The sequence below is a fragment of the Bartonella sp. M0192 genome (assembly GCF_016102305.1).
Classification (GTDB): domain Bacteria; phylum Pseudomonadota; class Alphaproteobacteria; order Rhizobiales; family Rhizobiaceae; genus Bartonella; species Bartonella apihabitans.
In genome coordinates this window covers 620,443-647,141 of the sequence record NZ_JACFOU010000001.1, presented here as the reverse complement: position 1 = coordinate 647,141, position 26,699 = coordinate 620,443, and the positions used below count along the sequence as shown (strand labels likewise).

Here is a 26,699-nt window from a genome sequence, read left to right as displayed (position 1 = left end):
TCCCATGCGTGACATGATGGGTATGATGAAAAAAGCCAAAGAAATGCAGGCAAAAATGCAGGCCATGCAAGAAGAAATGGCAAATATTCAGGAAACAGGAACATCCGGCGGTGGTCTGGTCAGCGTGACTTTGACCGGTCAGGGAACCATTTCTGCAATCAAGATTGATCCTTCACTGGTAAAAGCTGATGAGGTTGAAATTCTCGAAGACCTGATTATGGCTGCCCATAATGAAGCCAAAGCAAAAATTGAAAATACAATGGCTGAAAAAACCAAAGAAATTACTGCCGGCCTACCAATCCCTCCCGGTTTCAAACTGCCGTTCTGATATATTTGCGTCGATTCTCGCCGAGAGATGAAGACAAATAGAAGCCATCACAAAAGCTTTGTTTTATTAAAAGAACAACGGCTTTTGTTTTCGGTGAACCAACCACAACCGGTAAACGGCCTGTCAAATAGCTGCCAGACTTCAATTCTTCCGTTACAACCCTGTACTTCATGTCTTGCGGCTTGATATGTGAATGAGTGTATCTTGCATGAAAATGCTTTTGCGTTTTTCACAAAGGGAGAATTAAACTGGATAATCATGCTGTCGAAACGTAATCAAGAAATGGCGTGAAGAAAAATTGCTTGAAGCAATTACTTTAATTAAACGTTCCTTGTTTTACGCCATTCCTTCCCGCTCTTCCTATCAAAAAAGAGCCCGATTTACCGGTTTCACTCAACAACTGGTATTTTCCGGAAGTTTGCATATATATTTTTAAAAGAGTTCATCCATGTCGAAACATCTCGCGGGTCCAGAAATAGAAAAGCTCATCCAACTTCTTGCACGTGTTCCCGGTCTCGGGCCACGTTCGGCAAGACGGGCTGCACTTTTCCTGATCAAGAAAAAAGAAGCTTTATTGAAGCCGCTAGGCCTTGCCATGCAGGATGCTGCCGAAAAGATACGTATCTGTTCTGTCTGCGGTAATGTGGATACATCCGACCCCTGTTCAGTTTGCACCGACCCGAGGCGCGATCAATCCACAATCATTGTTGTCGAAGATGTCTCCGATCTTTGGGCGCTGGAACGGGCGGGCACCATGCAGGTCAAATATCATGTTCTGGGCGGGCACCTTTCGCCTCTTGATGGCATTGGGCCGGATGATCTTAACATTGCAAGTCTTGTGAACCGTGTGGCCGAAGGCAATGTCAAGGAAGTGATACTTGCGGTCAATGCAACGATTGAAGGCCAGACAACAGCCCATTATCTCACTGACCAGCTCCACCCCTATCCGGTGAAAATTACGCGTTTGGCACATGGCGTTCCTGTTGGCGGTGAACTTGATTATCTTGATGATGGTACTTTGGCTGCAGCCCTACGAGCAAGGACGAGTCTTTGAAGAATGTTGAAAACGCTCCGTTTTTTTACAGCATTTATCCTTCTCTTTGCTGCTTTGGTGGCAAATGCCTCCGCCATTGATCGTGATGCGATCAACGGGCAATTTACCGATTGGCTTAACAAGGACTTTTATAAAGAGGCTCTCAAATCAGGAATTTCGGCCGGAACATTTTCTGAAGCCCTCTCCACAGTTGTGCCCAATCTCGCATTACCCGACCTTGTGATTCCGGGAGAAAAACCGAAAGCGCAAAGGCGCCAACATCAGGCGGAATTCAGCGCACCGGCCAATTATTTTTCGGCAAAAACACTTGCTCGCCTTGTTAGTGACGGCAAAACACAATTGTCAGAAAATCGTGGAGCTTTAAAAAAAATAGAAAAACAATATGGCGTTCCGGCCTCGGTTGCACTTGCCATATGGGGACGAGAAACCAATTATGGTAGTGTCAAAATTCCCTATAATGCTTTTGAAGTTCTCGCAACCAAAGCGTTTATGAGCACACGTAAAGACATGTTCAAAACCGAGCTTATCGCTGCGTTGACGATTGTACAGGACCATTACATGGATGCGGCTTCCATGAAAAGTTCATGGGCGGGTGCGTTAGGCCAACCGCAATTCATGCCAACATCCTATTTGAAATACGCTGTCGATTTTGATGGTGATGGCCATCGTAATATCTGGACATCAACACCCGATACTCTCGCTTCTATTGCAAACTACCTCAAGCTTAACGGTTACAAGGCGAATGCCGGTTGGGGCTATGAAGTTAAAGTTCCCGAAACTGTCGGCTGTTTTCTGGAAGGGCCCGATCAGGGGAAAATGTTAAGCGAATGGCAAAAGCTCGGCGTGTTACCGCTGTCCGATAAAAACGTCCCCGCGCTTGATAAAAGTCGTCCGCTCTATCTCCTGATGCCGGAGGGACGTCTAGGGCCAGCCTTTCTTGTAACCGACAATTTCTATGTGTTGAAATCCTATAATATGAGCGACCTTTATGCGCTTTTTATCGCTACAGTCTCTGACGGAATTGAGGGAAAACGTGGCTTTATCGAGCCATGGCAAAAAATTGACGAGCTTTATCAATCGGACGTTTTAAACTTGCAAACAAAATTGCAATCGCAAGGATATGATATCGGCAAAGCCGATGGTTTTGCAGGTTTCAAAACCCGCCGCTCAATTGGCTTATGGCAGCAAAAACACGGACAGAAGCCGACCTGTTTTCCGAGTCGTTCTTTAATTGCGGATATTCGCTAAATGGCATCACATTCCGGTTCCAAAACAGTCATCTATGCGGCACTCGCAGGCAATCTTCTCATTGCGCTTACCAAATTTGTTGCCGCTTCTTTCACCGGTTCTTCGGCTATGTTGTCAGAAGGTGTGCATTCGATTGTCGACACCGGCAATGAATTATTATTATTGCACGGTCTCAAGCGTGCATCCATTCCACCTGATCGTGTGCATCCTTTCGGCCACGGACGGGAGCTTTATTTCTGGAGTTTTATCGTTGCCTTGCTGGTCTTTGCATTGGGCGCCGGCGTATCCTTTTTTGAAGGTGTTTTACACGTTCTCAACCCTGCGGAAATCCATAATGTAACCGTCAACTATATTGTCTTGGGTCTATCGGTGTTTTTTGAAGGAACGTCCTGGCTTTTGGCTTTGCGACATTTCCGCCGCACAAAAGGTAAACTTGGCTATCTTGCTGCTGTTCACCGTTCCAAGGACCCGACTGTTTTTTCCATTCTTTTCGAAGATAGTGCGGCACTTTTAGGTATCGCGATTGCTTTAAGCGGCATTACCGCTTCAATTCTTACCGGCAATTTTATTTTTGATGGTATCGCTTCACTTGGAATTTCCGTCATCCTTGCTGTCACAGCAATTTTTCTTGCACGCGAATGTAAAGGATTGCTGCTTGGCGAGGCTGCCCTTCCCGAGGTGCAAAAAGCAATTTTCAACATTGTATCTGCCGACCCCGACGTGCAAAAAGTCAACGGAATTATTACCCAGCAAATGGGTCCCAATCAGGTGGTTGTCAATGTCAGTCTCGAATTCGAGGACAAACTGACCGCACCAAAGATAGAAGAATGCGTACTGCGTATTGAAAGGAATTTGGCTATTGCAAGACCGGAAGTGGTGGGTTTTTTCGTAAAGCCGCAAACAGCCGGTATCTGGGCGAGAAGACGGAAAAAAATCGAAGCAAACCACGAAGACAATAATGATAGCGATGAAGAGTAGAAAACAGCCCCACCGCCTCTACAAAGCCGATCTTTCCGGTTTTAATCCGACAAAATAAAATTTTAAAAAATTACTATGAACTCAATAATATAATAATCCTCATCTGTCCGACATACTCGGCTATTTTGTCGAACAGGATATGAGCATTCAAAAGAACAGTGAAAACCGCTGCCGTCCGCCTTTAACAAAACCGGCACTTAACAAAACCCGCACTGTTTTATGCCTGCGCGTGCTGCCAGAATATGCTTTTAGCAGTTCGAAAGTTCCGGTTCATGTTACCAGAATTTCTGCAGTAAATATAATTCGAAAAGATAGTCTTTGACCGTCTATCCGGCTTAATCTTTCTGGCGCAATCTTACGATAAGATCGACATGGGAAATCTCCATGCCTTCCGGTGGTTCGGGCAAATTGCCGACAATTGGTTTTCCTTCGGGGCCCGAAGGAATATCCACAATCTCGTTCTCGCCTTCCAGAAAGAAGTGATGGTGATCGGATGTATTGGTGTCGAACCAAGTTTTCGAACCTTCAACGGCGATAATCCGCAAAAGCCCTGCCTCGGTAAATTGATGAAGCGTATTGTAGACTGTTGCCAGAGAAACCGGAATCGAAGCCTTCACCGCTTCCTCATGCAATTCTTCAGCGGCAATATGACGGTTTCCTTTAGAGAATAATAGATCAGCCAAAGCCATGCGTTGCCGTGTTGGCCGCAATCCTATTTCGCGTAAGCGTTTTTCCAATTCTACCGGCGAATGATAAATCACTATTTTTTCCGCGTTGTTTGATGTTTCCCACCAATTCCGACTAAATTATATATACTGAAAAGCATTTGCAATCAAGTATACTTGAATATTGTCATCACCTTTAAAACCGCGTTTTTCCCCACTTCTACCGGCTTATTAACATCAATATCGCAAATAAAATTGACCGAGATCACGATTTGTCATCAAAAACTGTCGAAAAGCGGTTTCAACATTGTTGAATATGCTCTAAGAGTATGTCGTAAAAAAGCGCTAAGAGTTATAAAGTGCTGACGGATGGAGTAACAATGGCTGAACAAAAGTCTAGCTACACGTATGAAGAGCTTTTAAGCTGCGCACGCGGTGAAATGTTCGGAAAAGGCAATGCACAATTGCCGGCTCCGCCAATGTTGATGTTCAACCGTATTACCGAAATCAGTGAAAATGGCGGTGAACACGACAAAGGTCTGATTCGTGCCGAATTCGATATCACACCGGATTTATGGTTTTTTGCCTGCCATTTTATTGGTGATCCGGTCATGCCTGGCTGTTTGGGGCTTGATGCTTTATGGCAACTCACCGGTTTTTTCCTCGGTTGGCTGGGCGAACCCGGCAAGGGACGTGCGATATCAACAGGAGAAGTGAAATTTTCCGGAATGGTTACCCCGAAGACAAAACTTGTCGAATATGGAATTGATTTCAAGCGTGTCATGCGTGGTCGGCTCGTTCTCGGTATTGCCGATGGCTTTGTCAAAGCTGATGGTGAAATAATTTATAAGGCAGCCGATTTGCGTGTAGCCTTATTCAAGGAAGAGTGAGTATTCTTTCAAATAGGAAGGGCGATAGAGGCCAGTTCTATATGAACCCAAGGAGATACTGATGCGTCGAGTAGTTGTAACCGGTATGGGAATTGTCTCATCAATCGGGAATAACCCTGAAGCTGTCCTCAATAGTTTGCGCGAAGCGAAATCCGGTATCAGTTTTTCGCAAGAATATGCAGATCTGGGCTTCCGCAGCCAGGTCTACGGCATGCCGCAGATTGACATTGAGGCACTGGTTGACCGGCGTGCCATGCGTTTTCACGGGCGGGGAACTGCTTGGAACCATATCGCTATGGATCAGGCAATTGCCGATGCAGGGCTTTCATCCGACGAAGTTTCCAATCCGAAAACCGGTATTATTATGGGCTCCGGCGGGCCTTCAACGCGGACAATCGTAGACTCGGCCGACATTGCCCGCCAAAAAGGCCCCAAACGCGTTGGTCCTTTTGCTGTGCCAAAAGCGATGAGTTCGACTGCATCGGCAACATTGGCGACTTTTTTCAAGATCAAAGGCGTGAACTATTCGATTTCATCCGCCTGCGCGACATCCAACCATTGCATTGGTAATGCCTATGAACTTATCCAGTTTGGCAAGCAGGATCGTGTTTTTGCCGGTGGTTGCGAAGATCTTGATTGGACATTGTCGGTGCTCTTTGATGCGATGGGGGCAATGTCGAGTAAACGCAATGCAACGCCTGAAAGTGCTTCACGTGCCTATGATGCCGGCCGTGACGGCTTTGTCATTGCCGGAGGCGCCGGCGTTCTGGTGCTTGAAGAGCTGGAAGTTGCCAAAGCACGTGGTGCAAAAATCTATGCAGAGATCGTCGGATATGGTGCAACATCCGATGGTTACGATATGGTCGCTCCCTCCGGTGAAGGGGCTGAGCGCTGCATGCGCATGGCTTTATCGACTGTCAAAAATAAAATTGACTATATCAATCCCCATGCCACATCCACACCTGTTGGCGATCCACCGGAAATAGAGGCGATCCGCAAGATTTTCGGTTCGGGTGATTCGTGCCCGCCGATCTCGGCAACAAAATCGCTAACCGGACATTCACTTGGAGCTGCCGGTGTGCAGGAAGCAATTTATTCCCTTCTTATGATGAAAAATAATTTCATCTGTGAAAGCGCTCATATTGATGAGCTTGATCCGGCGTTTGCGGATATGCCGATTGTACGCAAACGTCTTGATAACCAAAAACTGAACACAGTCCTGTCAAATACTTTCGGCTTTGGCGGAACCAATGCAACGCTGGTTTTCCAGCGTTACGAATAAACCGGACACTTTCGCTACGAGAGTGCCACAGGCTTACGGAGAATATGATGGAAGGTTTGATGAAGGGCAAGCGCGGCCTCATAATGGGCGTCGCGAACGACCATTCAATCGCCTGGGGAATAGCATGTCAGCTCGCAAAAGCGGGGGCTGAACTGGCTTTTACCTATCAAGGAGATGCATTTGGAAAGCGTGTCCACCCCTTGGCAGAAAAACTCGGATCCAAGCTTTTGCTTGAATGCGATGTTGAAAATATCGATTCGGTCGATGCTGTTTTCAATCGACTGGAAAAAGAATGGGGCACACTCGACTTTGTCGTTCATGCGATCGGTTTCTCGGACAAATCGCAGCTTAAAGGACGCTATGTCGATGTGACAACGCGGGAAAATTTCAGTCGCACAATGGTTATTTCTGCATTTTCCTTTACCGAAATTGCCCAGCGCGCAGGAAGACTGATGCCTAACGGTGGCGCGTTGCTGACATTGACCTATGGTGCATCCCAACATGTTGTACCTAATTACAATGTTATGGGCGTTGCGAAAGCCGCACTTGAAGCCATGGTGCGCTATTTGGCGGCCGATTTCGGGCCGCAGAATATCCGTGTCAATGCAATTTCTGCGGGTCCTGTTCGCACACTTGCCGGCAATGGTATTGGAGCAGCGCGTGCAATTTTCTCTTACCAAAAGCGCAATGCACCTTTGCGTCGCACAGTTGATATTAATGAAATCGGCAAATCGGCACTTTATCTGTTATCCGATTTGGCTTCCGGTGTGACCGGTGACATTCATTATGTCGATTGCGGCTATAATATTATGTCCATGCCGATACTGGAAGAGCTCAAAGACAGTGACGAATCACGCGGCGAATAATTTTCGCCGCGTTTCATTTCAGGTCGATTGGTGGGATTTGCTTTTGCCACTGCCGTTTTCTTGTCGACGCTGGTTCTTGCATTTTATTAATTGGTCTGGCTTTCTGCCCCTCCTTGACAAGATTGATTCCTTGATAGCAGAGAACCGTCACACCAGTGCGGTAAGACACCTTTATACTCGTATTTACCGGCATTGATTGCCGCATTTAACTTCGAGCCCGTTCCCCAATTTATCAAAATACAGCCTTGAAGCTAAAATCGCGTTAGAACGCGATCGCCTATCCTATTGGTTGCCCTCTCTAGCGAAGAATACGATCCGGCTTCATTTTCAAATCTGTCAATGACCGTATGTCTATGATGGCAAATTCGCGTTTTTTGATACGCGTTTCTATTTGCCATTTTGTCTTGCGGCGAAGTGGATTTGCTTTTTCCCGACTTATTACCAAATCGGCACTCCGGATAGTTCCGACAAATAATCAAACACGTTTACGAAGTCTTTTCACCCGCCTCTTTAAACCCTTTTCATAAACGTCATTTGCGCGCTTCAATCACTTTGAAGCCGTTCTGTTCTTCAAGAAGCAGTACTTTCCGGAAACATTTTTGCAAAGTCGTTTCATAAGGCAATTGCCGGTTTGCTACCATGAGAAAGCAACCACCGGGTTTCAACCTTTGCGCTGCAACACTTATGAATTTTTGCCCCAATGAGACATCTGCCGCGCGCCCGTCATGAAATGGAGGGTTCGATAGGATTGTATCATAAATCCGATCTATCGGCTCGCTTGTAATATCCTGCCATAAATAATCGACCTTAAGGGACGTGTGAAGGCTGCCTATATGTGTTTTCGCCGCTTCCAGTGAATTATAATCGGCCTCATAAAGATCAAGCTCAACAAGCTTTTTTGCATGTTTGATCGCTTCATAGGAAAGAAAGCCCCAGCCGGCACCAAAATCGGCCGTTTTGCCAAACACAACTCTCTCCATATGTTTGACCAACATTTGCGAACCTTGGTCAATGCGCCCGTTTGAAAACATGCCTGCCTGTGTTGTGAAGGCATTTTCAAAACTCTGCGGAAGCTGTTGTAGCGTTTCCAGCTCTTTTTCCGGAAGATCCTCCGGCACAGTCAACCAGAAAACAATGCCATGCGCTTTTGAGAGCTTTTGTGTTACGGGAACAATAGACTTTACCCATTTCAAAAAGGATTGGGCGCCGGACAATTTATCGCCACTGACAATAATTGTGCCGCCGGCTTCAACTACACGCAAAAGCGTGAGAAACCGGTTTTGGTTCAGTTTTTTATGCTTGTTAAGCTCCAGAAGACCGCCGGAAAATTTCTTTGCTTGATCGGACAATTCAGGCAAGCATTGAAAGCCCGCCTGTTGAAGCGTTAAAAAATCCGCCCGCCAAGGCTGGATAATTTCGAGTGATTTGGCCCAATCCTGTTCCGGTTTTTCTGTCAAACCGAATGCGCACCACAAACTTTCCGGATGTGGATGTTCTATAACGTTCTGGTAAAAAGGCAAAAAAACCGACATTTTGAACTCGCTTTTTTAAGGAGGCTTTTTAACAAGCCCGCATTGTTGTTCCTTTATCGTTATGCTTAAGAAGGCGCAATTTCAAAATTGAAAACAACAACCGGAACAATGTTCGGCCACCAGGCTTTGCAACAATAGACTTTCGTTTTCTGCCACAAATTCTTTGAAGATATTCGTTATCAAAAAACTTGTTTTAAGAAATAATCAACTTTTGAATGAACCGTTTTTGAAAAAAATAATCGGACTTGCGGGTCAATTTTTTCATTTCAAACTGGTCATCAAAAGAAAAGAAGCCGGTTTGATTTCCCTTGATTTAAATTGTTTTACCTCGTTTTCCTTTGTTTCCTATTGCCAAAAAAAGCCGCTCGTCATGAGCGGCTTTTTCCATAGAACATTGTTTCAAAGACTATTCTTTGTCTTTATCGGCATTCTTTTTACGACGATGTTTCTTTTCGGGCTTATCGGATTTTTCATCCCTCTCGCCCTTTTCAGCATTGTCTTCGTGGTGCTTTTCGCCCTTTTCATGCTTTTCATGTTTTTCAGCATGGTCGGCATCTTCAGACTTTGGAGCTTCTTCGCGCGGAATTTCCTGCCCTGTTTCCTGATCGACAACCTTCATCGACAGGCGGACTTTTCCACGTTCATCAAATCCCATGAGCTTGACCCAAACTTTCTGGCCTTCTTTGACGACATCTGTCGTCTTGTTGACGCGTTCGGGAGCCAATTGGGAAATGTGAACCAGACCGTCACGAGGACCGAAGAAATTGACGAAGGCGCCAAAATCGGCTGTCTTCACAACAGTACCCTGATAGATCTGTCCAACTTCCGGCTCGTCAACGATGGAATGGATCCAGCGTTTGGCAGCTTCAATTGTTTTGGCATCGGAAGATGCAATCTTGATCGTGCCGTCATCTTCGATATTGATCTTGGCACCGGTCTGCTCGGTAATCTCGCGGATAACCTTGCCGCCGGAACCGATAACATCACGGATTTTGTCGACCGGAATATTCATCATCTCGATACGCGGAGCATATTCACCCAATTCGGCACGTGCTCCGGTCAAAGCTTTGGCCATTTCACCCAGAATGTGGATACGGCCTTCTTTGGCCTGTCCGAGAGCCACCTTCATAATGTCTTCGGTAATGCCGTTGATCTTGATATCCATCTGCAAGGCAGTGACACCATTTTCTGTACCGGCAACCTTGAAATCCATATCGCCAAGATGGTCTTCATCACCGAGAATATCGGAAAGGATCGCATAACGGTCACCTTCCTTGATGAGGCCCATAGCAATACCGGCAACAGGATGTTGCAGTGGAACACCGGCATCCATCAATGCCAAGGATGTACCGCAAACGGTTGCCATGGATGACGAGCCGTTAGACTCGGTAATTTCCGAAACAGCTCGGATTGTGTAGGGGAAACTTTCCTGCGATGGAAGCATCGGGTGAATTGCGCGCCATGCGAGCTTTCCATGGCCGATTTCACGGCGTCCCGGAGAACCGATACGGCCGGTTTCACCAACCGAAAATGGCGGGAAGTTGTAATGGAGAAGGAAGGTTTCCTTGTACATTCCGGTGAGCGAATCGATATATTGTTCGTCTTCACCGGTTCCCAAAGTTGCAACAACGACGGCCTGTGTTTCGCCACGGGTAAACAATGCCGAACCGTGCGTGCGCGGCAAAATACCGACTTCTGTGTAAATCGGACGGACTGTTTTCAAATCGCGACCATCAATACGGCTGCCGTTATCAAGAATATTCCAGCGAACGATTTTTGCCTGCAAATGTTTGAAGACAGTTGCGATTTCTTCCGCATTATATTCCGGTTCTTCTTCGCCTTCCGGCATGAATTTCGCGTCAACCTTGGCTTTGACTGCATCAACTGCGGCATAACGCTCCTGTTTGTCAGTAAGCTGATAGGCCTTGCGCAAATCCTTTTCGGCAAATTTGAGCATCTTCTTTTCCAAAGCACTCAAATCTTCCGGAGCAAATTCGCGCGGCTCCTTGGCGGCAACTTCAGCGAGTTTGATAATTGCATCAATGACCGGTTTGAAACCGTTATGACCGAAAATGACAGCGCCGAGCATCACATCTTCGCTAAGTTCCTGTGCTTCCGATTCAACCATCAAAACAGCATCGGATGTGCCAGCAACGACGAGATCAAGCTTTGATTCCGGCATTTCATCAATGTTCGGGTTCAACACATATTTGCCGTTAATATAGCCAACACGTGCGCCACCAATCGGTCCCATGAAAGGAACACCTGAAAGGGTCAAAGCAGCAGAAGCTGCAACCATCGACAAAATGTCGGGGTTGTTTTCAAGGTCATGCTGCAAAACAGTGATGATGACCTGTGTTTCGTTTTTGTAGCCTTCTGCAAAAAGCGGGCGGATCGGACGGTCGATCAAACGTGAAATCAATGTTTCACCTTCGCTCGGACGACCTTCGCGCTTGAAATAGCCTCCCGGTATTTTACCGGCTGCATAAGTCTTTTCCTGATAGTTGACGGTGAGCGGGAAAAAATCCTGTCCGGGCTTGGGTTCCTTTTCGGAAACCACAGTGGCGAGAACGATTGTTTCGCCATAGGTTGCCATAACTGCACCATCAGCCTGACGGGCAATTTTTCCTGTTTCAAGAGTTAACGGGCGACCTGCCCAGTCAATCTCTACTTTGTGAGTGTTAAAAAACATTTCTTGTCCTTGATTAACCGTGAGAGGACAAATTCCTTTCAACGGTCCAGTTCTTTAGTCATGTCGTGGGCAAGACAACGAGGCGCATCCGATGTTTTCCCGATGCGGCTGGCAATCCTGCCCCATGACGGTTCCTCGATTTCTGCGACTTTTTCAAGTTGTAGAAATTGAAAGGCGGGAAACCTTATGATTTCCCGCCTTGATTGTTTAGCGACGCAAGCCGAGCTTGGAAATCAACGATTGGTAACGCTTTTCATCGACACCGTTCAGGTAATCGAGAAGACGACGACGTTGGGAAACAAGTTTCAAAAGACCACGGCGGGAATGGTTATCCTTTTTGTGGGTTTTGAAATGCTCGGTCAAATTGGCAATACGTTCTGACAAAATAGCAACCTGCACTTCCGGCGAACCTGTATCGCCTTCCTTGGTTGCATATTCTTTGATCAAAGCCTGTTTACGTTCAGCAGTAATCGACATCGGTTCATCCTTTCAAAAAAATGGGACATTGTAGACGCCCCGGCCGGGATGTCGTCCAGCTAGGGTCGATGAAACGACAGATGCAAAAACACCTGCACGTCCGCTTCATATATAGGAATTATGCGTTAATTACCAGCCCCGCTATTCGCTTGATAAAGTTTTCGACTATTTTTCTTGAACTTTTCTTTATCAGCAGGTTTTTGTCAATAAACATTAAAAACACAAGAATAGGTAATGAAACTATTTATGAAACGATATTTCTTTCTAATTCTTTTAAAAAATTGCTATCCGTAATGATGGATATACAAAATATAATTCAAATATGTTGATGAAAATCAAACATTTACGTTCTCGGGTTGCTACTTTTCTTTTTAACCGTGCCCATCAACGAATATTATCAAAAACAGATATATTATCTGAAATAGATGTGTGGATTTTCACAGTGCAGTGGTGCAACACCCCTTATCAGGCTTGCGGCTTTTACGGCTGTCGCCTAGATTGAAACGAACAATAGCTTTGTTCCGGAACCCGATGCAACAAAAAAGCTCGACACTTGCGCCATTCAAAAGCCATGCTTTTCGAAGCCTGTGGGCGGCGACACTTGTGTCCAATCTTGGCGGGCTTATCCAGACAGTCGGTGCAGGCTGGATTATGACATTAATCAGCACCTCCCATTCAATGGTGGGACTTGTTCAGGGTGCGAACACCTTACCAGTTGTGATATTTTCGCTTCTCGCCGGTGCCCTTGCCGATAATTTCAACCGTCGACAGATCATGATTACCGCGCAATTGTTGATGATGGCGGTTTCGGTTCTCCTTGCGGTTCTCACCTGTTTCGGTCTTCTGACGCCTTGGCTTTTGCTCGCCTTCACATTTCTGATCGGCTGTGGCTCCGCGCTTTATAATCCCCCTTGGCAAGCGACCGTTGGCGACATCGTGCCACGCGAAGATATTTCCGCAGCAGTGACTTTAAATAGTGTGGGCTTCAATTTGATGCGCAGCGTCGGGCCTGCAACCGGCGGTGCAATTGTTGCCGCCTTTGGCGGAGCGGCCGCTTTTGTCGTCAATGCCTTCAGCTATATTCCGCTTCTTGGCGCCCTGTTTTTCTGGAAACCCGATTACGCAAATAACGGTTTGCCGCGCGAAAGACTCGTTGCAGCAATGTCTGACGGATTACGCTATGTTTTGATGTCGCCGCATCTTCTAAACATCATGACGCGGGCGTTCATGTTCGGCCTTGGTGCCATATCGGTTCTGGCTCTTCTTCCCATTATTGCCCACGAAAAACTTGATGGCGGAGCGCTCATTTACGGGACATTGCTCGGTTCTTTCGGAGTAGGAGCAATTGCTGCCGGCATTATCAATTCCTGGGTCAGACGGCGCTTTTCCTCGGAAGCTATCGTTGCCGGTTCATTTGTCGGTTATGCCTTGTCTTGCCTTCTGCTCGCTTTGAGTGACTCGTCAATCATTGCTCATATTGTGCTTTTTCCGGCCGGTATGTGCTGGGTTCTGGCGCTTTCGCTCTTCAATGTTTCGGTGCAATTATCAACGCCACGCTGGGTTGTTTCACGCGCTTTGGCTCTCTATCAGACATCATCTTTTGGCGGTATGGCCGTCGGAAGCTGGTTATGGGGAAGTCTGGCTGACAGTTATTCACCTGTCATTTCCCTCTATATATGCGCTGCATTCCTTATTGTGGGTGCATTGATGGGACTGAAATTTACCATCTTTGAAATACCGAGCATCAATCTGGATCCACTTGACCAATTTCGCGAACCGGAATTGCATCTTGATCTTCAGGCAAGAAGCGGCCCGATTATGGTTCTGATCGACTACGAGATTAAAGACGAAGATCTAGCAGAATTTCTCAAAACAATGTCGTTGAGGAGGCGTATCCGATTGCGTGACGGCGCCAGACAATGGACACTGTTGCGCGATCTCGAGCATCCTAATCGCTGGGTTGAAACCTATCATATGCCGACATGGGTGGATTATTTGCGGCACAATCGCCGCCGCACCAAAGCCGATGCCGACGTGACAGAAAAATTACGCCAGCTTAGCCAAATTCCCGAAGGCTTGCGAGTGCACCGGATGATTGAACGTCACACAGTGCCGGAAGCTGACCAGATACAAGTCAAACATTCCGCCCACCATCTGCACTAGGCTGATATAGGGTGGAGAATAGGCAATTGCGCTTTCCGATAAACGCTTCAAGCGACATATACCCCAAGCGGCATATAACCTATTCTACCCTCCATATCCGGCTTCATAAAAAGCCGACGCCGGAATGTCGGACTGGGAGACATATTTGCCAATCCCATCCGTCATTTAAAACAACACTCCGTTGACGCCGGAACAAGCCGTCACAGATCGGATTTTTCAAAATAATGTTTTGAATATCGGTGCTAAATTTTTGACTCGCTTGATCATTCCGGTTCAGGTCGTTTGCTGCTCCACTTTCAGAGCAGCTTATTAATTCTTTCAAAATAGAAATTGTTTGAAGGTAAAATCGCGTTTGGCAAGCCAATATATGAGCACAATATCGATTGTGAAATAGAAAGCGGGTGCCGAACTAACTGAAGCTACAACAAACTCGAGTGTGCGACTTGCAACAAGCTGGATAATCGCTGTTCACCGCCCCCCACAAAATCAGGTATTATCGCTAAAAAATTCAGCTTCTCTATAAAACCTCATTGAATGGGAGAAAGGCAAACAGCAATCTTCAGGCTTTTTAGTCCTCAACTCAGCCGGTTGTGAAAACGCGCTTGGGCTTGAACTGGCCTTTTTCGATCATGCCGATTGCCAATAATTTACCCTTATACGTCGCACAAACCTCATCTTCGTCAACGGGGGCACCTCGTCCACGCATTAAAACCGGGTTTCCCATTCGCACACGATAAGCCTGCTCGTCGCTTAACGGATATTGCGGCAGAAATTCGAGCGCCGCACCGGTTTCGATCAGAAGTTCGTCAAGTGCGGAAAAATCGCATGGCGGATAAATGCCATTCTCGTCGGCCTCGCCTCTTTCCGGCGCGGCTTCTTCCAAATCTTCGAGGCTCACAAAATCATCTTCGACAAAAGGCGAAACTTCGATACGACGCAAATTGGCAATATAGCCATAGCATCCCAGTTCTCTTCCCATATCGCGGGCAAGAGCACGGACATAAGTCCCTTTACCACACTCCACCTCGAAAATCGCATGGCCTTCCGGTGTCATATCAATCAACTCGAGGCTATCGATTTCAACTTCACGTGGCGGAATTTCGATTTTTTCACCTTCCCGTGCCAGATCATAAGCACGATTGCCATCAATCTTGATTGCCGAAAATTGCGGCGGGGTTTGCAGAATTGTGCCAATATAATGAGGCAAAATCGCTAATATTTCTTCTTTGCTTGGGCGATTGGTGGACGTTTTTGTCACGACGCCTTCCATATCATCGGTATTGTGTTCTTCACCCCAGGCAACGGTAAAGCGATAAACTTTTGTACCATCGACAACATAGGGAACAGTTTTCGTGGCTTCTCCCAAGGCAATTGGCAACATGCCCGAAGCAAGCGGGTCAAGGGTTCCGGCGTGACCGGCTTTTTCCGCCTGAAACAGCCATTTGATCTTTGAAACAGCCTCGGTCGACCCCATACCCTCCGGCTTATCAAGAATAACCCAGCCCGAAACCGGACGGCCCTTTTTCTTTCGCTGACGCGCCATAAAATTCTATTCCTTTTCCTCGTCATCGTGATGAAGATCGCGGGCCACTTCCGGCGAGTGCAACAAGGCATCGATTTTTGCAAAATTGTCAAAACTCGTATCCACCTTGAAACGGAATTCCGGCATATATCTCAATTGCCGCAACTCGGGCCCCAACTCGCCACGAATAAATCTTGCATGATGATTGAGCGCTTTTACCACCTCTTCCGGATCTGCATCGGCAAGTGGCGCAACAAAACAGGTTGCAACGCGTAAATCCGGCGACATTCTCACCTCGGTTGCACTGAGCACCACACCATCAAGCACCGGATCCAGAATAACTCCCCGCTGGAATATGGAAGCAAGAGCATGGCGAACCTGTTCGCCGACACGCAATTGCCTTTGGGATGGACCAGCATGTTTCATAACGATTACCTTCGATTTTTCAGGCACATATTTGTCAATCGATATCCCGAAATCTTTCAAAACGATCAATTTGCAACAGAATAAAGCGGTCAACCACCGCTTGAAAACCGGCGCGACTTTCGTTCATCAGACGGGATTTTCCGTTTGGCCATATCATTGAATAATATGGCCAAACATGTATTGAATTAGAGCGAGCGTTTAATGGTTTCAACGCGGAACGCTTCGATAATATCTCCAACGCGTATATCATCATAATTCTCGAAGGCCATACCGCATTCCTGACCGGCAGGAACTTCGGCAACCTCGTCTTTGAAGCGTTTCAAGGTCTTGAGCTTGCCTTCATGGACAACAACATGATCACGGATAAGGCGTACACCCTCGCCGCGCTCCATCTTGCCTTCGGTAACACGGCAACCTGCGACCTTTCCAACCTTGGAAATGTGGAAGACTTCGATAATCTCGGCATTGCCAAGGAAAGTTTCGCGGCGTTCCGGCGTCAACATACCCGACATTGCTGCCTTCACATCGTCAACAAGATCATAAATGATATTGTAATAACGAATTTCGATGCCTTGGGCTTCGGCTGCATCACGTGCCTGACTATTGGCACGAACGTTGAAGCCGATAATGGCGGCGTTCGATGCTGCAGCCAATGATACATCGCTTTCCGTAATACCACCGGGAGCGGCATGGACGATATGGGCGCGCACTTCGTCATTGCCGAGTTTTTCAAGTGCTGAGGTAATGGCTTCGACAGAGCCCTGAACATCCCCTTTGATGACCAGCGGAAATTCTTTCATGCCGCTTGTCTGCATCCGGTTCATCATCTGTTCAAGAGAACCGCGCGAGCCTGCCTGCCGCGCGACCGCCTTCTCACGGGCAAGACGTTGACGATATTCGGCAATCTCGCGAGCCTGTGCTTCATTGGCGACGACTGCAAAACGGTCACCGGCCTGCGGAGTGCCTTGCATACCGAGAACTTCGACCGGCATTGACGGAGTTGCCGCTTTGATATGGGCGCCACGGTCATTGATAAGGGCCCGAACTCGACCCCACTCGTTACCGGCAACGATAATATCGGAAGGATGCAATGTTCCTTTCTGGATAAGTACCGTTGCAACAGCACCACGACCGCGATCGAGCTGCGCTTCGATAACAACACCTTCAGCAGTACGATCAGGATCGGCTTTCAAGTCGAGAATTTCCGCCTGCAGCAGAATTGCTTCAAGAAGCTTGTCGATATTCTTGCCGGTTTTTGCCGAAACCTCGACTTCTAGTGTATCACCACCCATGCTTTCGACAAATACTTCATGTTGCAAGAGTTCGGTTCTAACCTTTTGGGGGTCGGCAGCCGGCTTATCAATCTTGTTGATAGCAACAATAATCGGCACACCGGCCGCTTTTGCATGGTGAATGGATTCAATCGTTTGCGGCATGACACTGTCGTCGGCTGCAACAACCAGAACCGCAATGTCGGTCACCTGCGCACCACGGGCACGCATAGCCGTAAAGGCCGCATGTCCCGGTGTATCGATAAAGGTTATCTTCTGTCCCTTTTGTTCAACCTGATAGGCACCGATATGCTGGGTGATACCACCCGCTTCACCGGCAACAACATTGGCATGGCGTATGGCATCAAGAAGCGATGTCTTGCCGTGGTCAACGTGGCCCATAATCGTGACGACCGGTGGACGCGGTTTCAGTTTTGCCGGATCATCCGGAACATTGAAGAGACCTTCTTCAACATCCGATTCTGCAACGCGTTTTACCGTATGGCCGAATTCTTCGGCAATCAATTGCGCCATATCGGCATCAATGACATCACCGGGCTTCAACATCTGACCCTGTTTCATCAGATATTTGATGACGTCGACAGACCGTTCGGTCATACGTTGGGCAAGTTCCTGAATAGTAATGGTTTCAGGAATTGTCACCTCGCGAGAAATCTTTTCACGCGGTTCCTGAATTTGCGAGCGTTTGAATTTTTCCTGACGCCGACGCATGGCAGCCATTGACCGGCCGCGCGAATTGCCTTCCTCGTCAAGTGCACTATTCAATGTCAGTTTGCTGCGGCGACGTTCATCACCACCTTTTACTGCTTTGGGAGCGCGGACTTCGGATTTATTACCACCGCCACGGCGCGAACGACGATCATCCTCGTCATCATCAACAATATTGCGTTTTGTAACAGGGGCGGCTGCGCGTTGTTTGGTAACGGGAGCAATATCAATTTCAATCGGGCGATTGGCTGCCTGTTTATCGGTCTTTGGACGGTAACCTTCTTTGACCTTATGAACTTCGTGCCTTTTAACTTCGGGCTTGTGTCCTCCAGACTTTTCAGCCTCGTGGGCAGCGCGGGCTTTGGCGTCTTCTTCAGCCTGTTTGCGTAAAAGCTCTTCGCGCTCTTTGGCGCGTTTGGCTTCTTCAGCCTGACGACGCTTTGCTTCTTCTGCAGCGCGTTTATGTTCTTCTTCTTCGCGTTTATGTTCTTCTTCAGCGTGAAGCCGTGCTTCCTCTAAAGCCCGCATACGTGCTTCCATTTCAGCCGATGAAAGGTTGCTATGAGGGTGTTGTGCGGAAACTTTCGGCGGCGTCTCAATACGCGGCTTTGTTGTCTGGGCAACGCGTGGCTTGGTCACAACGTGCTTGACTTCCACCTTTTCGTCCGGACGGGTGATTTTTCGCCGTTTCGTTTCGACAACGACCGCCTTTGTGCGACCATGGCTGAAATTTTGCTTGACTGTGCTGGTTTCAACCCCGGGGCGTTTTAAGGTCAGCGTTTTCTTGGCTGTTTTCTTGTCGTTATTGTTTTCCGTCATTCCGTTTCCTTCACGGCTTCTACCGTCTTCTTTTCCGGCCTAGTGCTTACCATCGCGGTAGGCGACAAGTTTTTGCACCGTTTTCATGAATCCCTGTGCAAGCTTCGAATTCAATAATGCAGCATGTACCACAGGATTATCACCAAAAGCCACACCCATTTCATCACTGTTGAATAAAGTTACAACCGGAATGTCTGGCTTATCCGGTCGTCTGACCGAGTAGATTGCCTGATCGATCTTGCGTTTACCATCAAAAGCCGCTTCTTTCGAGTGTAAAACAAGACATGCTTCCCCCGAACGTATTGCCTGTTCGACCTTTGTCGCACCGGTTACAACTGCACCGGCCTTTCGAGCCAAAGCAAGACGACCGAGTGCCGCCTTGACCAGCAGTCTGTCTACAAGTTCGACAAGCCCCTGATCTACGATAATATCAGTCTTCAGGCTATGTGTAAAAGCCTTGCGCCTGATTGCGTCTTCAAGGACAGATCGGGAGGCGGAAATCCATGCTCCCCGCCCCGGCAAGTTGGCTTTTATATCGGGCACAAGATGACCGTCCGGTCCGGCAACAAAGCGGATAAGCTCTTGCGCCTCACCACTTTTTCTTGTCAGGATACATGTACGGTCATTCATCAATCAGCCCATCTTTCCTATTCAGCCGGTGTTTCTGTTTCCGCAGTTTTTTCGGCATCCACCGGTGTTTCTGCCTGTTCTTCTGTCTGTTCCTGATCTTGGTTATGAAGATCTTCTTCAGTTATCCAGCCAGCTTTCAGACGAGCAGCAACAACCATAGCCTCGGCATCGGCACGGCTTATGTCGAACGGCGTAAAAACGCCGGCAAAATTCTGTGTTTCGCCATCTTTACGTTCGCGCCAACCGGCAAGATCATCAACCGCATAACCGGCGAAGTCTTCAATTGTCTTGACACCATCCTCACCGACGGCAACCATCATCGCAGTTGTCATGCCCGGCAATTCACGCAATTCATCGGAAACACCGAGTTTTTTACGTTTCTTGTCGAGTTCGGCTTCCTGCTTGTCGATATAATCTTTTGCACGCTGCTGGATTTCGGAAGCGGTTTCTTCATCAAAGCCTTCAATCGAGCTGATTTCGTCCGGATCGACATAGGCAATTTCTTCGATTGAAGCAAAACCTTCGGACGCAAGAACTTGTGCAACCATCTCGTCAACATCCAGAGCTTCCATGAACAATTTGCTGCGTTTTGCAAATTCCTTCTGCCGATTTTCGGATTCTTCCTGTTCAGTGAGGATATCAATATCCCAGCCAGTGAGTTGCGAAGCAAGACGGACATTTTGACCACGCCTGCCGATTGCAAGGCTGAGCTGGTCATCAGGCACAACAACTTCGATACGCTCTGCATCTTCGTCAAGAACCACTTTGGCCACTTCTGCCGGTTGCAATGCATTGACAATAAATGTTGCCGCATCAGGAGACCACGGAATAATATCGATCTTTTCACCCTGCAGCTCGTTGACAACAGCCTGAACGCGGCTACCACGCATACCAACGCAGGCGCCAACCGGATCAATCGAGCCATCGCGCGAGACGACAGCAATCTTCGCACGTGAACCGGGATCGCGTGCAACCGACTTGATCTCGATAATCCCGTCATAAATTTCCGGAACTTCCATGGTGAAAAGTTTGGCCATAAATTGCGGATGGGTACGTGATAGGAAAATTTGCGGCCCGCGTTGTTCGCGCCGGACATCATAGACATAGGCGCGAATACGATCGCCATAACGGAACGACTCGCGCGGAATGAGTTCGTCTCGACGGACAATTGCCTCACCTCGTCCAAGATCGACAATGACATTGCCATATTCTACGCGCTTGACCGTGCCGGAAACGATCTCGCCAACCTTGTCTTTATATTCTTCATATTGGTGATCGCGCTCGGCCTCGCGCACTTTCTGGACGATGACCTGCTTGGCCGACTGTGCAGCAATGCGCCCGAATTCCATTGGCGGTAGCGGATCCGACAGAAAGTCACCAATCTCTGCATCGGGTTTGCGTTTTTTTGCATCTTCCAGAGAAATCTGTGTTGCATAATCGTCAACCGTGTCGACAACTTCCAGCAAACGCTGCAACTTGATTTCGCCGGTTTTGGAATTGATATCTGCGCGGATATTGGTTTCCTGACCATAGCGTGACCGGGCAGCCTTCTGGATGGCGTCAGCCATCGCAGAAATAACGATTTCACGGTCAATCGACTTTTCGCGGGCTACGGCATCTGCAATTTGCAGAAGTTCAAGCCTATTAGCGCTTATAGCCATTGATTCTCTCCTTTTTAGTGCCGCTTCACGGCATCGATTAAATTATTTCTTTTCCGGCTTGGACTTTTTTCGACTGTCCCCGCCCTTCAAATTCTTTTGTGTCTTGCCCGAATTATCCGCTTTTTCAGAATCCTTATCGGACCCGAGGTCATCATCGGGAATGAGTTGCTGGCGCAATGCCTTGTCTTTTGCCAGCGCATCACGGATCAGATCGTCGGTCAAAACCAGATGCGCATCGGCAATATCGGTAAACGGAAGTTGCACAGCCAAAGCTTCGCCATAAGCTGCCTTGTCGGTATTGAGAACAAATCCATCGTCATTAACATCGCTAATTGTCCCGCGAAATTTCTTTCGCCCATCAATCATTATCGACGTTTCGATTTTTGCGATATGACCTTGCCAACGTGAAAAATCGGATTTTCTGACCAAGGGACGGTCAATTCCGGGCGAAGAAATTTCAAGATGATATTTCCGTTCGATGATGTCTTCCACATCAAGAATAGGTGAGACAATGCTGCTCACTTCCTCACAATCCTTGATGGTCATTGTACCATCACCCCGCTCGGCCATGATTTGCAAAGTAAGGCCGTTGAGACCTGACAACCGCACCCTGACAATCCGGTAACCAAGAGGTTTTAGCACCGGTGCAACAATTGCAACCACTCGTGCCTCAACGCCTTTTTCTTCAAAAAGGCGCGGTTCATCCAAATCAACTGCCTGTCCGCTCTCGCTCATGCCTATCTATTCCAAATATCAAACAGATCATTTTGGTAACAAAAAAGAGCGGGCTCGGAAAACCCACTCTTCATCAAATGATCAAGAATTTTCTATACTATACACTCGATAATTGTTTTTTTCAAGTACAACATTACGGCATGTCAAAACAATTCCGGAAAAACTTGTCCGATAACAATCCGCTACAGTGACTGCTATTTTCTGACAAATGTGAGATAAGCGGGCGTGCGCCCCTCCCGCAATGCTTTTTCTTCATAGCGCGTTCCCGGCCAAGCTTCAAAAGGCGTTTTCCAATCCTTCGAACCATTGGCTGTCCAATAAAAATCCGGATGGCGCATGCAATAAAACAATGTCCAATTCACATAAGTATCAATATCCGAAGCAAACCGGAATTTCGCCCCCGGTTTTAAAACCCGTGCAAAGCGGTTCAGATTTCTCATATTCACAAAGCGGCGCTTCCAATGTTTTTTCTTGGGCCACGGATCAGGATAAAAAAGATCTATTCCGGCAATTGATGATTCCGGTAACCAGTCGAGCAATCTGGTCGCATCATCATCATAAAGCCGGATGTGTTGCAGCCTCTGCTCATGCCCTTCCAAGGCTGCAAGCATTTTGGCCATTCCATTGATGAATGGTTCGATGCCGATAAAACCTGTTTGTGGAAATCTGTCCATTTCATGAACAAGATGTTCTCCGCCACCAAATCCGATTTCAATGCGTATATTTTCGCAACTGTTTTTTGTGGCACCGGAACTAGCAAATAAGTCGGCAAGTCTTTCAGGTGCAGGCTTGTTCAAATCCACTTTAAGAAGGGGAAGTAAAGTTTCTTCGCGTCTGGTCTGGCCCGCACGCAATGTCTTGCCACGACGACGCCCGAAAAAAGCTTCACTTGCCCTTTCTTTATGTTCACTCATTACGCCTTGATTGCGTCTTTCAGCGCCTTGACGAGATTTGTCCGTTCCCACGAGAAAGAACCATCGCGTCCGGGTTTGCGACCAAAATGCCCATAAGCCGATGTTTTTGCGTAAATTGCCTTGTTAAGTTCGAGATGCTTGCGAATTCCCGAAGGCGACAAATCCATAAGTTGTCGAATAGCTGCCTCGACAGCACTTTCATCAACTTTACCTGTGCCATGCAAATTGACATAGATCGAAAGAGGTTGGGCCACACCGATTGCATATGAAAGCTGGATTGTGCAGCGATCGGCAAGTCCTGCGGCAACAACATTTTTGGCAAGATAGCGGGCTGCATAAGCAGCCGAACGATCTACTTTTGTGGTATCCTTACCGGAGAATGCACCACCACCATGAGGAGCAGCGCCGCCATAAGTATCGACAATAATTTTACGGCCTGTAAGGCCGGCATCTCCGTCAGGCCCGCCAATAACGAATTTTCCCGTCGGATTGATATACCAGTTACAATTATCGGCGATTTTTATATCGCTCAATGCTTGGCGGATGTAAGGCTCGACAACCGAGCGAACCTTCTTTGAATCCCATGTCGGATCAGTGTGCTGGGTTGAAAGAACAATGGAGACCACTTCCACAGGTTTATCGTTTTCATAACGAACTGTAACCTGACTTTTAGCATCCGGTCCAAGCTTGCTTGCTTCGCCTTCATCAAGATGGCGCGCTATCGAAAGCGTCTCGAGAATTTTATGGGCATAATAGATTGGTGCCGGCATCAAATCCGGTGTTTCGCGGCAGGCATAACCGAACATGATACCCTGATCTCCCGCACCTTCTTCGCCCTGACGGTCGGAAGCATTATCCACGCCTTGAGCAATATCGGCAGATTGGGAATGCAACAAAACATCAATCTTCACTGTCTTCCAGTGAAAACCTTCCTGTTCATAACCGATAGCACGGATGGCGCGACGTGCTGCCGAGCGGAAACGTGACGGATTGATAACCGGATTTCCATTTTTGTCATGAACAAGTTTGCCATTTTTATCTTTTTTCAAAAGTGTATCGGGCACACGAACCTCACCGGCGATAACAACGCGGTTGGTCGTAGCCAAAGTTTCACAAGCAACGCGGACAGACCAGGGGTCAACACCCGTTTTGGCTGCTTCTTTGTAGATCATATCAACAATTTCATCTGAAATGCGGTCACAAACTTTGTCGGGATGACCTTCCGATACCGATTCGCTGGTAAAAAGATAATTCTGATGAGACACGGGAAACCCCTCTAGAAAGACGACGTTTACTTTCTCGCCGGACTCTCCGGAAAGAAAAACGACAGTTGCTTTATTTGCCAAGCTTGTTGAATTGCGTCAATGCTGTTTTGGTCAAGAGAACGAAATAAATGTGATAAACGCATTCAACACACAATATCCCGACATCATTCAGTGTCTGATCAAGCTTTAATCCATCACTGTGGACAACAAAGCAGCAAACAAAATCAATAATAAAAATTAAAAAACAAAAACGATTCTGCGTGTCCTAAATCAATTTTCAAAAACATTTAAAGCTGATTAAGAGTTTCGTCTTCGGATAATGCCTTTGCCAAATCGATAATCTTACGACGAACTTTCGGATCTTTTATATTGGTAAACGCACGAAGAAGTTGAATGCCTTCGTTACTTGAACAAAAGTCCATAAAATTATTGTCGTCTTCGCGAAACCCTTCTGCCGAACGGGTACCGGGAGCTTCTTCAAAAAAATAGGATACCGGCACGTCCAGAATTTCGGAAATAGCCTGAAGACGGCTCGCACCAACGCGGTTGGTACCTTTTTCATATTTCTGTATTTGCTGGAAGGTAATCCCCAATTGCTCGCCCAACTTTTCCTGACTGAGCCCAAGCATGTTGCGCCGTAATCTTATACGGCTACCCACATATACGTCTGTCGGGGCGGGTGTTTTTTTGAGTGAGGCCATAATTCAACTTTCTCGCGTCAATATTGATCCATCTTCATAAATTCAAACCGATTTATATGATTATTGTTCATGGGTTTTAATATCGGTCCCCCGCTGGACCACAATTTTTCCTCATATCATCTCATTGGTTCTAACTTGTCAATCGAACGACCGTTTTTTACATAACCGAACATTATACTAAATGTCAGTATAACAAGAAAGGCTACAAAAGCGTGCAAAAAATTTGGACCTTTGTTCCATATCGGAACAATCGCCGCAGGAATTGGCGCATCAATCACACCGACTGCATTCTGGTCCAATGATCTGACGATTCGCCCATAAGGATCAACGACTGCCGATAAGCCATTATTGGCTGCACGAATAAGAGGAATTCCCAATTCAACAGCGCGTAAACGTGCCTGATCGAAATGTTGATAAGGACCGGGAGTAACGCCGAACCATGCATCATTGGTAACATTCAAAATTGCTTGCGGTTTATCGCCTTCATATCCCATACCGTTCGGGAATATGACCTCGTAACAGATCATCGGCAGATAAACAAATCCATCAGGCAGTGTCACAGTTTTTCGTATCGGGCTATTACTATAGCCGCCTGCCATTACCGCCAAAGCGTGGAGGCCTATCCGGTCGAACACTTGTTGGAAAGGCAAATATTCACCAAATGGGACGAGATGCACCTTGTCCGAGGACGCAAGAACATCACCATTACTATCAATGACAGATATGGTATTAAAATATTTATTATTTTCATCATTCGGCCGGCCAGTGCTGCGTACCGCCCCGACAATTGCCCATTGATCCGACCGAAGCAGTGATGCAATACGCATCTTTGCTTCAGGAACATAATTGAGAATATAGGGCACGGCAGTTTCCGGCCATACAATATAAGCGGGTTCATGTGCACCGTCTGCAAGCGGTTGTTCGCTCAGTTGCATATGGGCATCAAACATTCTATAGCGCACTTCGTTATCAAGTTTTTCATCCTGTTTGATGGACGGTTGTACCAATCTTACCCATCGATCGGCGTTCTCATAACTTTCTATAGGAGGCGCATTATGGAGGCGGACAATACCAAATCCTGTGTGGGTACAAAAAAGAACAAGGCCTATGCCAAGTGCAAGCCATTGCCCGCTCTTGTCAAACAGACTGGCTGGCAGCGAATAAAGAAGCACGACAAGTGCGTTCATTGCATATAAACCCACCACTGCATCGGACTGCATAAAAAGTGGTGTCGGCATTATTGTGTAACCGATTGCGTTCCATGGAAAACCGGTAAACATAATGGAGCGCAAAAGCTCTGCCACTCCCAGAGCAAGTGCCAAAACAAATATACGTGACAGTCCTTCACGCCAAAAGACAATAGCAACGCCGCCAGCAAATCCCCAATAAAGTGCAAGATAAAATGGTAGCCCGAATATTGCTAACGGGATAGCCCAGCCGAAGCTTACGGGGTCAATGAGCATAGCGCTCGAAAGCCACCAAAGACCAAAAACAAAATAACCGAAGGCAAAGCTGAAAGACGTGAAAAAGGCAAGCTTGAAACGTTGCTTCCGACACATCTTACAAGCGACATTATCAAGCAATAAGACAAGGACCGGAAAAGTAAAAAAAGCCAGAGGAAAGAGATAAAACGGCGCTAATGCAAAAGCGGTAATTCCACCACACACAAAGCTCAGGAGCTGTCGTTTCGGCCCTCGTAATGTCTTCATATAAGAGATGGCTGTTGCCAAAATACGCATTCCTGCTCCCCTCGTATCTTTCCATCCCTAAAATTTCGACACAAGATAAACAAACCACTTCGAAGTGCTTATTCGTAAACGTCTATTGAATCTTAGCCACTTCCAGAAAAGA

21 protein-coding genes and 2 pseudogenes are annotated in these 26,699 nt (G+C 47.2%); 8 read left to right on the top strand and 15 right to left on the bottom strand.

All coding sequences use genetic code 11. The annotated features are described in order from the left end of the window. Positions 1-4: 4 nt before the first annotated feature. The 4 genes from H3S82_RS02840 to H3S82_RS02825 all read left to right on the top strand — a co-directional run bounded on the left by H3S82_RS02840 (position 5) and on the right by H3S82_RS02825 (position 3,608). The gene (locus H3S82_RS02840; protein ID WP_198232622.1) at positions 5-328 is read left to right on the top strand and encodes a YbaB/EbfC family nucleoid-associated protein; all 324 of its coding nucleotides are present in this window, start codon (positions 5-7) and stop codon (positions 326-328) included. A gap of 448 nt (positions 329-776) precedes the next feature. Beyond that, positions 777-1,382, top strand: coding sequence for a recombination mediator RecR (gene recR, locus H3S82_RS02835; RefSeq protein WP_075869749.1), 606 nt, complete (start codon positions 777-779; stop codon positions 1,380-1,382). 3 nt (positions 1,383-1,385) lie between these two features. Continuing rightward, the gene (locus H3S82_RS02830) at positions 1,386-2,630 is read left to right on the top strand and encodes a lytic murein transglycosylase (protein WP_198232620.1); all 1,245 of its coding nucleotides are present in this window, start codon (positions 1,386-1,388) and stop codon (positions 2,628-2,630) included. After that, complete coding sequence (locus tag H3S82_RS02825) at positions 2,631-3,608, top strand: cation diffusion facilitator family transporter (protein WP_077970163.1); 978 nt, start codon at positions 2,631-2,633, stop codon at positions 3,606-3,608. A gap of 335 nt (positions 3,609-3,943) precedes the next feature. Here the strand turns inward: H3S82_RS02825 and irrA are convergent, their stop codons facing one another. Beyond that, the gene (irrA, locus tag H3S82_RS02820; protein WP_198232618.1) at positions 3,944-4,369 is read right to left on the bottom strand and encodes an iron response transcriptional regulator IrrA; all 426 of its coding nucleotides are present in this window, start codon (positions 4,367-4,369) and stop codon (positions 3,944-3,946) included. Positions 4,370-4,653: 284 nt separating this feature from the next. On the opposite strand from irrA, the gene fabA reads away from it, so the two are divergent. The 3 genes from fabA (at position 4,654) to fabI (ending at position 7,311) form a co-directional block, all read left to right on the top strand. After that, a complete protein-coding gene (gene fabA, locus H3S82_RS02815) occupies positions 4,654-5,163 on the top strand; it encodes a 3-hydroxyacyl-[acyl-carrier-protein] dehydratase FabA (protein ID WP_077970160.1) in 510 nt (169 codons plus the stop codon). Between the two features lie 61 nt (positions 5,164-5,224). Next, positions 5,225-6,445: a beta-ketoacyl-ACP synthase I gene (fabB, locus tag H3S82_RS02810; RefSeq protein ID WP_077970159.1), complete on the top strand. Its 1,221-nt coding sequence runs from the start codon at positions 5,225-5,227 to the stop codon at positions 6,443-6,445. A gap of 47 nt (positions 6,446-6,492) precedes the next feature. Next, a complete protein-coding gene (fabI, locus tag H3S82_RS02805; protein ID WP_077970157.1) occupies positions 6,493-7,311 on the top strand; it encodes an enoyl-ACP reductase FabI in 819 nt (272 codons plus the stop codon). 298 nt (positions 7,312-7,609) lie between these two features. Here the strand turns inward: fabI and H3S82_RS02800 are convergent, their stop codons facing one another. The 4 genes and pseudogenes from H3S82_RS02800 to rpsO all read right to left on the bottom strand — a co-directional run bounded on the left by H3S82_RS02800 (position 7,610) and on the right by rpsO (position 12,012). Further along, entirely contained in the window at positions 7,610-7,756 is a 147-nt protein-coding gene (locus H3S82_RS02800; RefSeq protein WP_198237159.1) for a hypothetical protein, read from the bottom strand. Positions 7,757-7,841: 85 nt separating this feature from the next. Then, a complete protein-coding gene (locus H3S82_RS02795) occupies positions 7,842-8,843 on the bottom strand; it encodes a class I SAM-dependent methyltransferase (RefSeq protein ID WP_198232617.1) in 1,002 nt (333 codons plus the stop codon). Positions 8,844-9,399: 556 nt separating this feature from the next. Next, a pseudogene (gene pnp / locus H3S82_RS02790) lies at positions 9,400-11,535 on the bottom strand (polyribonucleotide nucleotidyltransferase); the annotation flags it as partial. A gap of 207 nt (positions 11,536-11,742) precedes the next feature. Beyond that, positions 11,743-12,012 carry a 30S ribosomal protein S15 gene (rpsO, locus tag H3S82_RS02785; RefSeq protein ID WP_198232615.1) on the bottom strand — a complete coding sequence of 90 codons (270 nt, stop codon included), beginning with the start codon at positions 12,010-12,012 and terminating at the stop codon, positions 11,743-11,745. Positions 12,013-12,543: 531 nt separating this feature from the next. On the opposite strand from rpsO, the gene H3S82_RS02780 reads away from it, so the two are divergent. After that, a complete protein-coding gene (locus tag H3S82_RS02780) occupies positions 12,544-14,175 on the top strand; it encodes an MFS transporter (protein WP_198232614.1) in 1,632 nt (543 codons plus the stop codon). 580 nt (positions 14,176-14,755) lie between these two features. Here H3S82_RS02780 and truB read toward each other — a convergent pair. From truB to lnt, 10 genes and pseudogenes are all read right to left on the bottom strand, one after another. Further along, on the bottom strand, positions 14,756-15,718 hold the full coding sequence (truB, locus tag H3S82_RS02775; RefSeq protein WP_198232613.1) for a tRNA pseudouridine(55) synthase TruB: 963 nt from the start codon (positions 15,716-15,718) through the stop codon (positions 14,756-14,758). A gap of 6 nt (positions 15,719-15,724) precedes the next feature. Beyond that, complete coding sequence (gene rbfA, locus H3S82_RS02770; protein WP_077973407.1) at positions 15,725-16,123, bottom strand: 30S ribosome-binding factor RbfA; 399 nt, start codon at positions 16,121-16,123, stop codon at positions 15,725-15,727. 185 nt (positions 16,124-16,308) lie between these two features. Continuing rightward, a complete protein-coding gene (gene infB, locus H3S82_RS02765) occupies positions 16,309-18,942 on the bottom strand; it encodes a translation initiation factor IF-2 (RefSeq protein ID WP_198232612.1) in 2,634 nt (877 codons plus the stop codon). Beyond that, positions 18,939-19,572: pseudogene (locus H3S82_RS02760) on the bottom strand (RNA-binding protein). The gene infB and the pseudogene H3S82_RS02760 overlap by 4 nt, the downstream one beginning before the upstream one ends. Before the next feature lie 17 nt (positions 19,573-19,589). Continuing rightward, the gene (gene nusA, locus H3S82_RS02755; RefSeq protein ID WP_198225362.1) at positions 19,590-21,233 is read right to left on the bottom strand and encodes a transcription termination factor NusA; all 1,644 of its coding nucleotides are present in this window, start codon (positions 21,231-21,233) and stop codon (positions 19,590-19,592) included. Between the two features lie 42 nt (positions 21,234-21,275). Then, a complete protein-coding gene (gene rimP, locus H3S82_RS02750) occupies positions 21,276-21,968 on the bottom strand; it encodes a ribosome maturation factor RimP (RefSeq protein ID WP_077970131.1) in 693 nt (230 codons plus the stop codon). Between the two features lie 194 nt (positions 21,969-22,162). Further along, a complete protein-coding gene (locus H3S82_RS02745; protein WP_198232611.1) occupies positions 22,163-22,882 on the bottom strand; it encodes a tRNA (guanosine(46)-N(7))-methyltransferase TrmB in 720 nt (239 codons plus the stop codon). After that, positions 22,882-24,147, bottom strand: coding sequence for a methionine adenosyltransferase (metK, locus tag H3S82_RS02740; protein WP_077973406.1), 1,266 nt, complete (start codon positions 24,145-24,147; stop codon positions 22,882-22,884). Before metK ends, H3S82_RS02745 begins: the two co-directional genes overlap by 1 nt. 287 nt (positions 24,148-24,434) lie before the next feature. After that, complete coding sequence (locus H3S82_RS02735) at positions 24,435-24,848, bottom strand: helix-turn-helix domain-containing protein (RefSeq protein ID WP_077970127.1); 414 nt, start codon at positions 24,846-24,848, stop codon at positions 24,435-24,437. Between the two features lie 116 nt (positions 24,849-24,964). Then, positions 24,965-26,587: an apolipoprotein N-acyltransferase gene (gene lnt / locus H3S82_RS02730; RefSeq protein ID WP_198232610.1), complete on the bottom strand. Its 1,623-nt coding sequence runs from the start codon at positions 26,585-26,587 to the stop codon at positions 24,965-24,967. Positions 26,588-26,699 lie beyond the last annotated feature (112 nt).